7 protein-coding genes are annotated in these 13,985 nt (G+C 56.9%); 4 read left to right on the forward strand and 3 right to left on the reverse strand.

What is annotated here, in order from left to right; translation table 11 throughout:
• Window positions 1-101 precede the first annotated feature (101 nt).
• Window positions 102-1,505, reverse strand: coding sequence for an MATE family efflux transporter (locus tag LOC70_RS07055; protein WP_230252809.1), 1,404 nt, complete (start codon window positions 1,503-1,505; stop codon window positions 102-104).
• A 272-nt stretch (window positions 1,506-1,777) separates the two neighbouring features.
• Between LOC70_RS07055 and LOC70_RS07060 the strand changes: the two genes are divergently transcribed.
• Window positions 1,778-3,208: a hypothetical protein gene (locus LOC70_RS07060; protein WP_230252810.1), complete on the forward strand. Its 1,431-nt coding sequence runs from the start codon at window positions 1,778-1,780 to the stop codon at window positions 3,206-3,208.
• Here the strand turns inward: LOC70_RS07060 and LOC70_RS07065 are convergent.
• A complete protein-coding gene (locus LOC70_RS07065) occupies window positions 3,130-5,466 on the reverse strand; it encodes an AMP-binding protein (RefSeq protein WP_230252811.1) in 2,337 nt (778 codons plus the stop codon). The genes LOC70_RS07060 and LOC70_RS07065 overlap by 79 nt on opposite strands.
• Before the next feature lie 956 nt (window positions 5,467-6,422).
• Window positions 6,423-6,575: a hypothetical protein gene (locus LOC70_RS07070; RefSeq protein WP_230252813.1), complete on the reverse strand. Its 153-nt coding sequence runs from the start codon at window positions 6,573-6,575 to the stop codon at window positions 6,423-6,425.
• A 48-nt stretch (window positions 6,576-6,623) separates the two neighbouring features.
• Between LOC70_RS07070 and LOC70_RS07075 the strand changes: the two genes are divergently transcribed.
• The 3 genes from LOC70_RS07075 (at window position 6,624) to LOC70_RS07085 (ending at window position 13,899) form a co-directional block, all read left to right on the forward strand.
• Window positions 6,624-9,422, forward strand: a complete 2,799-nt coding sequence (locus LOC70_RS07075) for a bifunctional aconitate hydratase 2/2-methylisocitrate dehydratase (protein ID WP_230252814.1) — start codon at window positions 6,624-6,626, stop codon at window positions 9,420-9,422.
• 400 nt (window positions 9,423-9,822) lie between these two features.
• Complete coding sequence (locus LOC70_RS07080) at window positions 9,823-12,378, forward strand: DUF1592 domain-containing protein (protein ID WP_230252815.1); 2,556 nt, start codon at window positions 9,823-9,825, stop codon at window positions 12,376-12,378.
• 102 nt (window positions 12,379-12,480) lie between these two features.
• Window positions 12,481-13,899, forward strand: a complete 1,419-nt coding sequence (locus LOC70_RS07085; protein ID WP_230252816.1) for a DUF1552 domain-containing protein — start codon at window positions 12,481-12,483, stop codon at window positions 13,897-13,899.
• The last annotated feature ends 86 nt before the right edge of the window (window positions 13,900-13,985 follow it).

Genomic DNA, 13,985 nt, shown 5'->3' on the forward strand with positions numbered 1-13,985 from the left:
GTAATGGTTCGGTCGAGTGAAATTGGCTGCTCTTTGTTCTTGATAAAGCGGTTTTTAAGAACGCGGTTTTGAGAACGCAGTTGTCGAGAACGCAATGGCTATCAGACCATCCGCATGCGTTGCCATTTGCCTTGAGCAAAGCGCCCGGCCATCACCGCCGCTAGCGTGCAGATCCATCCAGTGATCACCCACCACCACCAATCCAATGCGTTCAGGGCCGCGGGGGCGGCACCGGGGTCTTGGAATCGACCGGTGGATGGTTGCCACCACACACCAATGATCACTGCACCGACAGACACGGTCAGTCCCGCCATCAACACGAACCAAGTGTCCCCGGCACCTCGCAATGCGCCGGCCAAAATCAATTGGGTGGCATCCAGGATCACATACAACGCGACAAAGCCCAGCAATGTTTCCGCGATGGCAAACGCGGCTTCGCTATCCACTCCCGTCGGCGACAAGGAATACAACGCGATCAAACCACCGGGAGTGAACACGTAGGCGATGGCCCAAACAAACGAGTAGCCCCAGCCGACCAGCAACGCCGCGACGACGCATCGAATTGCATTGCCGGGCCCGGACCGAATCAGGTGCTGGCCGACAAGAACCGATGCCGCGATGGACATGCCGACCAACGGTATGAAAGCGATCATGTTGAAGTTGATCGCCATGGTGGTGGCTTGTAGTGGGACGTCGCCCAGGCGTCCGATCTGCAACACGATGACGCTGAAGCCACCTGCTTCGGTGACGTACATCAATCCGGCGGGCAAGCCGAAGTAGATCAAACGTTTCATCATGCGGCGATTCAGCCGAATGCCTCGAAAGATCCCGTAGCGTTCCCGTTCAATGGGCTTCATCAGAAGAACGGCGTAGCAAACCGCTTTGAACCAGAACGAAAGCGTGCTTGCAATCGCCGCGCCCGCGATACCCAGTTCCAAAAAACGTTGGCCGGTCTCGGGAGAAGGCGATCCAAGGCCGAAAATCAACACGACATCGAGCACGAGATTCAGACAACCGGACGCCAGCGAAACGAGCATGATGGTTCGCGTGCGATGCGTGCCGCTGTAGAAACCCGACAGTGCCGTTTGCAAGACTTCCCCCGCGCCGCCCCACATCAAAATGCGGAAGTAGACCGCTTGCATGGGGATCAAGTGTTCCGGTTGGTCCGTCCAACGAAACAGGGATTCCGCGAATTCGCCGATGAGAATGAACAATGGGCTCGTCGCGAGTGCGAACCAAACGGATTGCCACAGGAGTTGCCCCACTCGTTTGGGCTGGGCCGCGCCGATGTACTGGCTGACGATGGCGCTGGTCATCGAAGCGATGCCAACGAAAACACAAACCGACACCCAAAACAAATTACCGGCCGCCATCGCGGCGCCCATTTGAGATGGTTCGTGCCACAGCAATAGCGTGCGGTCGACGAACAGGACCAGCGAAAACATGCCGGTGCTGACCATCAACGGAATCGCGACGCGAAGTACTTCCTTGAGAGCCGTGATCATGTGTGAAGGCGATTTGGTGGCAGATGGTCAAACGCGATTCGTCGGACCGAGCCTGCAATGATGGGGATGGAGCGAAGGTAATGAAAGGGACGTCGTCTGGTAACAGCGTGGGGTGTTGTGGTCCAGCCCGCGGATTTGGGAAATGGCGGTGCCAGCGATTGCTTGCGAGTCGTGCTGGCATGGGATCGCTGGTATGGCGTGGCTGGCTTGCCGGACGGAATCTCTCGATGCCGACTTGTCGCGTTGGTCCGCCATCTGGTTAAGCTAGTCGTATGCGACGCTTTCTTCTGACGTTTCTGGCAGCTTTCTTCATCCTGATGGGGACATGTTGGGCGACGAATCGGTTCGCGCCCCATTTAGTTCCCGACTCGCCGAGCTACACCGAATACTCGTTTGAGTCTGCCGAGACCGTCGCTTCGCAAATTCGCACGCTAGGCTACCCGGTCTTGCTCCGGTTGTCAGGAATCGTAGGCGAACGCAACGCGAACCAAACAATGGTTTTGATTCACATCGCGTTGCAAGCGATGGCGGTGACACTGCTTGCCTGTGAACTGAGAGCTTGGGGAGCCACGCGAACGGCGACCATCGTCGCTGCGGCGTCACTCGCGATTGGCTGCACGTTCTGGGATCACGTCAACACGATCGCGACCGATGCTCCCGCGATGTCGTTGGCCGTCGTGGTAGGAGTCTTGCTGCTTCGGACCTACCGGGTTGCTTCCGACGGGAAGTGGCTGGCATTGATCGGAACATTCACGGCGGTGGTGATTTTCATTCGCCCAGCGTATCTGGTTCTGATTCCTTGGTCGGTCCTCATCGTGTTGGGCCGACCCTCCTCGTTGGTTTCGCGACGTTTCGTGGAAGCGTCGATGGTCGCCGTCGTACCGGTGGTCATGGTGTTGGCTTGGTGCGGTTTCCGGTTCGCCGCGGTGAGCGACTTTGGCTTTTTGCCATTCGGTCATCAGAATATGGCGGCGGTCACGACTCAGTTGTTGGATGCCGACGAGTTGGAATCGTTGCCAGGTGACCTGGGGACATTGGGGGCCAACATCGCGGATCGCCGCGTCGAGATGGCCGCTGCGGATCGCGAATATTCGGATGGTTTGGATTTGCGGCCCGTTCCAAATGCTGAACAACGAGCGGATTCGTACACCACGATCGAAAACCGCTGGGACGCTATGACCTACATGGTGGTGATTCCGGCAGCTGCGGAGTTGGAGCCTGATTCAGTTCGCCAGCATCAATTGCTTGCCCGAATGGATCAAACCATCGTCACCCAATATCCCTCACGCTATGCGAAATGGTTCGCTTTGGCCGTGCGGCGCGGTGTGTGGGGATCGCTCGCGGACACCATCATGCACCCGATTTTCTTCGGCGTTGCACTTCTTGGCATTGCATCACTTTGCTGGGGATGCTGGCGTCTGCTGTCGCAGTCTTCGGAGGCAACCTTGGCCACGCGAATGAATGCCGGGCGATGGCGTTTACTGGCGACGCTGACCGTGATCACGCTCAGCTATTGGCTTAGCAACATCGCGTTTGTTGCTTTGACCAGTCCACCCATTGGTCGGTTTTCAGATGCGGCGGCCGTTTGGATTCCCGTTTGGCTCACCGTCGTGGTGGCGGAAGGTTACGCGTCGTTTTCGATCTCGCTGAGCAACGCTTCCAGTTCTTCGGGAGACAAGTCTGACGCTTCGATGTCCGAATGAATCTCGTCGACCACGTCCGTCTCCGCGACGTGACCATCGTCGGGCGAGCCGCCGGCCAATGTTTCGGCCAAGTAAGCCGCCAAGCGTTCCGGCGTTGGGTAGTTGAACGCCAACACGGGGGTCAGCTCAATGCCCAGCCAATCTTCCAGTTCGCTGCTGAGCTCGACCGCCGTCAGTGAATCCATTCCGGTTTCAGCGAACGGCGTTTGCGGCGTCAAGGATTCTCGTTCGACGCTGCTGTCCTCGTGAACCTGTTCGCCGCTGTGTCCGGACAACCATGCCAGCAACCAAGCCGTGATTTGTTCGGTGGCTTCGGGAATCGTTTCTTGGGTGACTCGCGTGGGCAATTCTGGCATCGCCACCGATTCCGAATCGTCTTGGAATCGATTTCGTGACCATTGATACCGTGCGGTCAGCTCACCGGACTCGATCATGGCGCGGCATTGTTGTCGCTGAACTTTGCCGCTGGTCGTCAGTGGAATGGCGGCTGGCCGAGTGATCAGGACTTGGCGAGCGTCCACTTCGTGTTCGTCGATCACCGCACGTCGAATGTGGCGAACGATGTCGGGAAGTTCTTCCGATTCGACGTGTCGCGAAACTTCGGCGGCGATGGCCAAGGCGTCGCCGGTACGACCGCTGGTGGCAACGGCGACGCATTGCAACACGTCGGCGTGGATCAAGCCTTTGACCGTTGCCTCGATGTCTTGCGGGAACAAGTTGCGACCACGAAGGATCACCACATCTTTACTGCGCCCGGTGACGTAAACCTCGCCATCATGCAGGAAGCCTAAATCGCCGGTGCGAAGGAATTTGTCGTCGGCGTCATCGTCAGCGAGCTTCGCAGCGAAGACCTCGGCGTTGACTTCGTCTCGTTTCCAGTAACCCGATGCGACGGACGGACCGGAAAGCCAAATTTCACCAATGTCGCCGGGATCACAAACACGCTTGGTTTTCGGATCGACCACCAACACGGTCATCGCGTGTGCGGGGCTGCCGGAGCTGACCAGTTGCCGAGTGTTTTCGTTGTTGGTTTCGGTTGGTTGAGCGGACGCCTCGCACAGCGTTGTTTGGCGAACCACCTTGCCTTTTCCCAAAGCCAACGCATCCTTGTCGACGTCGATCAGATTGGGCGTTTGACCGGACCGACAGCTAGACGCCATCAAGGTCGCTTCGGCCAGACCGTAACAAGGACAGAATGTTTCGCCGCGGAAGCCCGATTTGGCGAAGCGATTGGTGAATTGTTTCAGTGTGTCCGCGTTGATCGGCTCCGCACCACAGAACGCCAATTCCCAGCCTCGCAAGTTCAGCGATTCGGCTTGGGCCGCTTCGATGCGATCCACGCAAAGTTGATAGGCAAAGTTGGGAGCACCGCTGATGGTGGCTTTGTAATCCGAGATCGCTCGCAGCCATCGCATCGGACGAGCCAAGAACGAACGGGGCGACATCAAGATCGCGTGGCCGCCGACGTACAGCGGTTCCAAGATCCCGCCGATCAAACCCATGTCATGGAAGGGGGGCAACCAGAACAAACCGCGTTCGTAATCGTCGCGATCGTCACCGGTCCACTCGATTCCAAACGCTTGGCGGATCGTTTCCAAATTGCTCAGCAGGTTTTGGTGCGAAACCATCACGCCTTTTGGATCGCTCGTCGATCCGCTGGTGTATTGCAGCAACGCCAAATCGCTCGATTGGATTTGATCCAACGGCAAGTCGTGATCGTTCTCGTCGGATGCCAAGTCAGTTTCGATCGACGCGTCGGTTGCGATCTTGGGCAGGGCCGCGGTTTGTGCCGAAACGCGATGCGGATCGATGCCTTCGATGGTTTCGGTGTCGCTGATCAGCACCGTGGGTTGGCAATCAGCGACCGAGGAATCCAGCCGAGGCATCGCGCGGCCGGGTTTGGGATAGCTGGTTGGCACGGGTACCAATCGAGCCATTTCGCAAGCCATGAACCCGATCATGAATTCGAGTCCCGGCGGGAACAACAACATGGCTCGGTCACCCGCCACGGCTCCGGTGTCGCGAAGCAAACGAGTCGCGACGGCTCGCACGCGGCGATGCAATTCCGCGTAGGTCAACGTCGTTTCGACGGAGACTTCTGATGGATCGTTGCCGCTGGGATCGTCGGCTAAAAACGTCAATGCCGGCCGACTGGGATGTCGCGCAGCACGATCGGCGAGCAAGTGAGCGAGCGATTTCCATCGCGTCTCTTGCGACTCGCGGGTCGTTGAATCAGGTTTCTCTGATTTGCGTAACATACGGACTCGGGCGCAGGAATCCGATCGGTTGGCCGTTGGAGACGTGGCCACTTATCGGGTAGGCAGTGAGTGGGTGGGAAGTCTGTTGGTGCGTTGGCTCGCCGAGGCAGGATAGTGAGTCTGGGTCGTCTAGCCTCCTAGCATATAACTCTGCTAGGTGGATGGAAAGGATGACGACGTTTCTTTGATGGCGCAGCCAAAAATGTCATGGCTCGGTCGGATTTTGCCGCAGAATCGGTATCTTTTGATAACCGCCCACAGCTCCCTGTTTACCTCATCGTTAATGTCTGGCAAGCGGTCTGTTTTCTGAGCCCAAATTCGCGAACGCTGAGTCCCGGGGGGCGTCCAACAAATGATTCGCTGCGACAGTCATCCGCAACGCTCAATTGTCGCTCTAACTTCACTGACACACTCTGTTTGCCGAGATCGCTTGATCGAATCCGCGAGTCCAGCGTGACGAATTGGTTCGCGTCACTTCTTTTTGTTTCGGGGCGACAGAGCGATTCGGGAATGATAAGATTCGCCCATGCGGTTCGCCAAATTCTCTCCGCGAGAACCCGCCGGGTGAATTTCAGGACCGCCATCCATCATCCCACCCAGTTGGTTGTTTCGTTTTGCGAAGACGGGCGATTCCAGTCCTACGCACCGCGACGACAGTCGGCTGTGAAGCGAGCGGCCTCGCTGCTGCGTTTCGCCACAAGGCTCAAGCGGCCAAAGACATCACTTCGAGGACCCATCGTCTTGAAACTGAACGTGTTCGGTGAATCCGCCATGCCCCGACGGGCATCCTTGGTCATGACATCTTGGTTGGCGGCGGATTCCGATCGTCTGGTTGGCGGATTGGTTGTTCGCGGTTCGGATTCGCCCGAGCGGTCATCGATAGGAACGAAACAAGTGGGAACGAGCTGACGAGGCGATCCGACGAGGAAATCCAGCGCGACGTGCGACCCCATCCGTCACGTGCGTTTGATTTCGACCGTCGCCATGACGGACGATTGTCGCACCGGCAGTTCTTCGTGGACCAGACGAATGCGTCGGTGATGACGCTCAGCAGCGAGGACTCGCGTGTGGAACGTTGGCGAGAAAGCCGACTCCCGCGATTTGTGCATCGGTAGATTTCACTCAACTTCTTTTGACACCATACAGAACTGTTTTCCATGAGCGCTTACGACAACTACCTGCAGGAAATCAAAGAACGTCAAGCGGAAGGGCTCCATCCCAAGCCGATCGATGATGCGGGTTTGCTCAGTGAGATCATCGCGCAGATCAAGGACACTTCGAATCCACATCGCGAAGACTCGCTGAAGTTTTTCATCTACAACACGTTGCCGGGAACCACCAGCGCGGCCGGCGTCAAAGCGAAGTTCTTGAAAGAGATTGTTCTGGGCGAATCGACGCTGGATGAGATCTCACCCGAGTTCGCGTTGGAACAACTGTCGCACATGAAGGGGGGGCCTTCGATCGAAGTGCTGTTGGATCTGGCTTTAGGGGACGACGCGACGATCGCGAAACAAGCCGCCGACGTTTTGAAAACGCAGGTGTTTCTGTACGACGCGGACACCGATCGTTTGGCAAAGGCTTTCCAGGCCGGCAACCTGATCGCGAAAGAGTTGTTGGAGAGCTATGCACAGGCCGAGTTCTTCACCAGCCTGCCCGATGTTCCCGAGAAGATCGATGTTGTGACTTACATCGCCGGGGTCGGCGACATTTCGACCGACTTGTTGTCACCCGGCAGCGAAGCTCACTCGCGTTCCGACCGAGAGCTTCACGGCAAGTGCTTGATCAACGAAGAAGCCCAGAAGGAATTGGTGGAGCTGCAGAAACAACACCCGGACAAACGAGTGATGTTGATCGCGGAAAAGGGAACCATGGGTGTTGGTTCGTCTCGCATGTCGGGCGTGAACAACGTGGCGTTGTGGATTGGAAAGCAAGCCAGCCCGTACGTGCCGTTCATCAACATTGCACCCGTTGTGGCCGGTACCAATGGGATCTCGCCGATCTTCCTGACGACCGTCGGTGTGACCGGCGGGATTGGCGTGGATCTGAAGAACTGGGTGAAGAAGGTCGACGCCGACGGCAAAGTGGTCGTCGATGAGAACGGCGATCCAGTGCTCGAGCAAGCTTACTCCGTCGACACCGGCACGGTTCTGACGATCGATACCAAGGCGAAGAAACTCTACAACGGCGACGAAGAGCTGATTGATATCTCCAGCTCGCTGACGCCGCAAAAAGTTGAGTTCATGAAGGCCGGCGGTTCGTACGCGGTTGTGTTCGGCAAAAAGCTGCAAACCTTCGCTGCAAAAACGTTGGGCATCGACATCCCGCCCGTGTTTGCTCCGTCGAAAGAGGTCTCGCACGAGGGACAAGGTTTGACCGCGGTGGAGAAAATCTTCAACAAGAACGCGGTTGGAAACACGCCCGGCAAAGTGTTGCACGCGGGATCCGATGTGCGAGTGGAAGTCAACATCGTTGGGTCGCAAGACACCACGGGGCTGATGACGTCGCAAGAATTGGAAATGATGGCGGCGACCGTGATCTCGCCAATCGTGGACGCGGGCTATCAATCCGGTTGCCACACGGCTTCGGTTTGGGATTCCAAGGCGCAGCAAAACATTCCCAAGCTGATGAAGTTCATGAACGACTTCGGCTTGATCACCGCCCGCGATCCGAAGGGCGAATACCATGCGATGACGGACGTGATCCATAAGGTTCTGAACGATCTGACCGTGGACGATTGGGCGATCATCATCGGTGGCGATTCGCACACGCGGATGTCAAAGGGAGTCGCGTTTGGTGCGGACAGCGGAACCGTCGCGCTGGCACTGGCAACAGGCGAAGCCACCATGCCGATTCCTGAATCGGTGAAGGTAACCTTCAAAGGTGCCATGAACGAGCACGTTGATTTTCGCGACGTGGTCCACGCGACGCAGGCACAAATGCTGAGCAAATTCGCCGGTGACAATGTGTTCCAAGGTCGCATCATTGAAGTGCACATCGGAACGCTGCCCGCCGACCAAGCGTTCACGTTCACGGACTGGACCGCGGAAATGAAGGCGAAGGCGTCGATTTGCATTTCCGAAGACGACACGTTGATCGAATCGTTGGAAATCGCGAAGAGCCGCATTCAAACGATGATCGACAAAGGCATGGACAACAACAAACAAGTCCTGCAGGGATTGGTCGACAAAGCCGAACGTCGCATCGCGGAAGTCAAATCCGGTGAGAAACCACCGTTGGCTCCGGATACCAACGCGAAATATTTCGCGGAGTTCGAGGTGGATCTGAGCTTGATCGACGAGCCGATGATCGCGGACCCAGACGTGAACAACGAAGACGTCTCGAAACGCTACACGCACGACACGATTCGCGACCTGACGTATTACAACGGCGAGAAGTCAGTCGATCTTGGCTTTGTGGGTTCGTGCATGGTTCACAAAGGCGATTTGAAGATTGTCTCGCAGATGCTTCGCAACTTGGAATCGGAGCAGGGAACGGTCGAGTTCAAAGCACCCTTGGTGGTCGCGGCGCCGACCTACAACATCATTGATGAGCTGAAAGAAGAAGGCGATTGGGACACGCTGCAAAAGTACTCCGGATTCGAGTTCAACGATTTGGCGCCCAAGAGCACGGCTCGGACAGAGTACGAGAACATGATGTACCTGGAACGCCCCGGTTGTAACCTCTGCATGGGCAACCAAGAAAAGGCTGCCAAGGGTGACACGGTGCTCGCAACGTCCACGCGTTTGTTCCAAGGTCGCGTGGTTGCTGACTCCGAACGCAAGAAGGGCGAATCTTTGCTCGCGTCGACTCCGGTTGTTGTGTTGTCGGCGATCCTGGGACGAATCCCAACGATCGAGGAATACAAAGCCGCCGTGGTTGGCATTCCGCTGACCAAGTTTGCTCCGCCAACGAAGAGCATGAGCACCGCCGGGCCAACTCACTTGGTGAATTTCTGAACCGGCTCTGAGGGGTTTCTCGAGAGATTGGTGAGTTTTCTCGAGAGATTGGCTTGATAGTCAGTGGCAACCAGGCCTTCCGAGTAAGTTGCCACGAGGCTTTGGCGGAGTGGAAAGTCACAAAGTCTTGCTGCAATGTCCGTTTGCGATCCATTGGTGCCGTTTTCCTGCCCACTTGGGGGTGTGGATCGGGCATAATCGAGGCTTCGTTCATTTCATCCGCGTGACGGAATGCTAGTGAGGCCGCCCTTGGCCTCTGCCAACATTCCTCGGGTCGCGGTCGAGTTCGTTGCCAGGAGCGTTCATGGGGTCGCGATTTCTGATGCCGGGGGTTTGTGCTGTCGCCCTGTGGCTTGCTTCAGGATGGAGTATTGCGGAAGAACCGCATCAACCGCATCGGGTGAGCGACGGGCTGTTGGCTCTGTACACCTTCGACGAGTGCGATGGGACAACGATCCGGGACCGGTCCGGACGTGATGCTCCACTGGACTTGGAAATCAAACGTCCCGAGGCGGTGGAGTGGCGTGATCACTCTTTGCTCATCCGCCGTCCAACGGAAATACGATCTTCGCAACCCGCGAAACAGTTGGCCGACGCGATCAAGCGAACGAACCGTTTGACGGTGGAGGCGTGGGTCAGTCCGGCGAACCTGACTCAAAAGGGGCCCGCGAGGATCGTTTCGCTTTCAGGTAGTTCTATTCAACGCAATGTGACGCTGGGACAAGAACGTGACCGCTTTCGAATTCGTCTGCGGACCACGCGAACCAGTGACAATGGCATTCCCGAAAACGACGCGGGAGTGAAGCTGAAGACCGAGCTGGTTCAACTCGCCGTGACTCGAGATCAACGCGGCAAATTGCGAACGTTTGTGGACGGGAAGCTGACGGCGGAGCACCCGGTCAATGGCGAGTTGTCCAATTGGGATGACTCGTTCGCCTTGTTGCTGGCGAACGAGCAAACAGGCGATCGTGCTTGGTTGGGCGAGTTCCATTTGGTTGCCATCTACGATCGCGACTTATCGCCGGAGGAGCTTCGTCAGAACTTTCGGGCGGGGGCGAACGCTGGCATGGATCCACGCGCTGCCGAAAGGCTGGTGGTCAAACAATCGGAATCGCTGTTCTCGAATCAGGTGGCTCCGCTGCTGGCTCGGCATTGTTTGGAATGTCATGACTCGGCGACTCAAAAGGGCGGACTGGATCTTTCGCGTCATCAACTGGCCATGGTGGGTGGAGAAAGCGGTGCCGTCATCACGCCCGGGAACGCCAGCGACAGTTTGCTTTGGGACCAAGTGCATTCCGGTGACATGCCGCCCCAAGGCCAACCGCTTTCCGATGAAGAAGTGAAGTTGCTGAAGGAATGGATTGACTCTGGGGCTCGTTGGTCAGTCGACTTCATCGACCCGATTGTGTTTGTGACCGGGGCGGCCAGCCAACCCTTTGTGCAACGTCTGACGATCGATGAGTACATCGAAACGGTGCGAAGTGCGGTTGGCGTGGAGATCGCTGATGAGGCTGAAGAGTGGTTGCCGCCCGACTTGCGTGCGGACGGTTTTAGCAATACCGCCTACAACTTGAATGTGGATTTGAAGCATGTTGAGTCCTACGCGCGGCTCGCTCAAATCATTGTCCAGCGGATGGACGTTGCGAAGTTTGCCAAGCGGTTTTCCAAATCAAGGAGCTTGAACACAGATGCCACGGCCCGGAAGTTCGTTGCCGCTTTGGGCGAGCATTTGTTGCGTGGGCCGCTCGATGAACGGGAAGTCAGCAACTACAGCGGCATTCTGACGGCGGTGGCCAGCGCCGGTGGCTCGTACGAGCAGGGCGTTGGTTTGATGATGGAGGCGATGCTTCAATCACCGCGATTTGTTTATCGAATCGAACGTCAACAAAACGCTGGAGCGGTGGACCATTACGAACTGGCTTCGCGCCTGAGTTACATCGTTTGGGGTGGCCCACCGGATGCAACGTTGATGCAAGCTGCCGCGGACGGGCGATTATCAAACCGCACAGAAATTCGCGAACAGGTTCAAAGGATGTTGGATGATCCTCGTGCGGTGGATCGTTCGGCGCGGTTTGTTTCCGATTGGTTGCATTTGGGCCGTCTGGAAAACATGCAGCCCAACATCAAGCGTTATCCGCACTGGTCGCCGGAGTTGGGACGCGACATGCGGAGAGAGACGTTGGCGTTTTTCGAAGACGTGGTGTGGAAGCAACGACGACCGCTCAGTGATCTGTTCAATGCCTCGTTCACCTATGTGACGCCTCGATTGGCTGCCCACTACGCACTTCCGTTTGAACGGTCGCAGTCCAGCAGCACGACCGCAAGCGATGCGTTGCAAAGGATTGACCTGACAAAGGTGGAGTCTCGCGGCGGGTTGTTGACGCACGGCAGCGTGTTGACCATCGGTGGCGATGATGCCTCGATGGTAACGCGAGGTTTGTTTGTCTTGAGGGACATCCTGCGAGGCGTCATCGGAGCACCGCCTCCCGGTGTGGACACGACTCCGGTGCCGACTCAGCCTGGCATGACTCATCGTGACATCGCTCAAGACCGAATCGACAACGTGGCGTGTGGTGGTTGCCATCGCAAGTTTGAGCCTCTCGCGTTTGGTTTGGAACAGTTTGATGGCTTGGGGGCGTTTCATACTCAAGACGAATTTGACAACACGCTCCGCAGTGACGGCCAATTGGTCATTCCGGGCGAGCCACAGCCGATTTCGTATCAAACGTCCGCGGAACTGATGGATCACTTGGCCGCCAGCGAGCGAGTCCGGGAGACGCTGACGTGGAAGTTGACACAGTTTGCTATGGGGCGACCGCTGGGGCCCGCCGATGCTGCCATCGTCCAGTCCATTCATTCGGAGGGGCAGCGTGATGGCGGAACCTATCAGAGTCTGCTGACCGCCATTGTGACGAGTGATCTGGTCACTCGGTATCGTCCGCCTTCCGTGCCGTGATATATCGTTTTGTCGTCTTCCGGCCCTCACGTGCTAGCTCAACAACGCTCGCCGATTCGCCCGCATCATTCAATTCAAATGACTCTCGAAGGGAATTGATCCATGAAGAACACTCGTTTGCAACGCCGGGCTTTGTTGAAGAGCGTCGCGGCCGCAACCGTGGGGCTGCCTCTGTTGGAAGAGATGATGGTCGGTTCCGTCTCGGCGGCGACGGATCAAGCCGTTCCGGTGAGAGCGCTCAATGTGTTCTTCGGTTTGGGGATTCCCGCACCGATTCAACAGGAAGGTTTCGACGACGTTTTGGAGCCGTTGAAACCGCTGAATGACAAACTGTTGATCATGCGGAAAGTGGACCAGATTCGCTGCGATGAAAAAGGAAGCAACGCTCACTACGATGGTGCTTCCGGGGCGTTCACGGCCGAACCACCGGACGGCGAAGCGAAATCGGGTGGTCCGTCGATTGATCAAGTCATCCGACACACGCACTATCCGGATGGAATGCCGCCCGGGATGGTGCCAACGTTACTGGCGGGAACCTATTTCCGGCGTTCTCGGGTTGGCCGGTATGTCCACAGTTACAACATGGACGGAACGGTTGCGGCGACGACTCAAGAGAAACCACGCGATGTGTTCGATCGTGTTTTTGGTGGAATGGCTGTCTCGGGCGACGATCTGAACCAGCGGTTGCGCCGGAGCGTGCTGGATTCCGTGGTGGAAGATTATCGGTACTACACCGGACCGCGATCACCGCTGGGTGGTTCTTCGAAATCACGCGTGTCAGACCACCTCGATCGAATTCGCGAATTCGAGCAACGTGCTTTCGCGATGAAACATCGTGATGAAAACAGCCCGCCCATTCCGCCACGTTCCGTCATCCCTCACGGTGGTCCGGCGGATCCGGGAGGTCAGGGTATCGATATCACGTTGGATGAACTCACCAATGAATGGCGTTTGCTGGCCGACATTTATGCGTTGGCGATCCAGATGGATCGCGTGCGGTTCGGTGCGCTGACGTTCTTGGCTGCCGGAGAGCGGATTCGGTTGACGGGAGATTACGTCTACGACGGCGAAACCCGGTATCGGTTTGACGATGCGAAGCAACTCAACGCCAGTGGTGACAAAGGGTGCAGCCACGAGTGGTGGCACAAGTTCAACGAGAAGAAACGCAACGAAGCCTTGCGGGCTCATGCTCATATGAAAATGAGGGAAGTGGCTTACTTCCTACAAGCTTTGGACAGCGACGATTGCCGTGAAGCCAACGGACGCACGATCCTTGAGAACTCACTGATTACCGTTTCAACCGAGTCGGGTGACGGCCGACACAACGACGTCAAACGCGAATTGTCGGGCGTTTTTCACTGCATCACGGGGGCCAATGGTCGGTTCAAGACAGGCCAAATTCTGGATGTGGGGGCCGAGGGGATCGACGTCTACAACACGATGCTGGATGCCTATCAAACGAAGCATCGCTTGGGGCCGGCCAAACGCGAATTTCAGGCGACCGATTCCATCCGAGCGTAACGGACGACCCAAGAAAGTTTTCGTGTTTCGGATGTTCGGATTTGTTAAGATTTGGGTTCAGCCATTGGTCAACGATGGTCCCGCCC

Origin of the sequence: Rhodopirellula halodulae, from assembly GCF_020966775.1 — a bacterium.
GTDB lineage: Bacteria > Planctomycetota > Planctomycetia > Pirellulales > Pirellulaceae > Rhodopirellula > Rhodopirellula halodulae.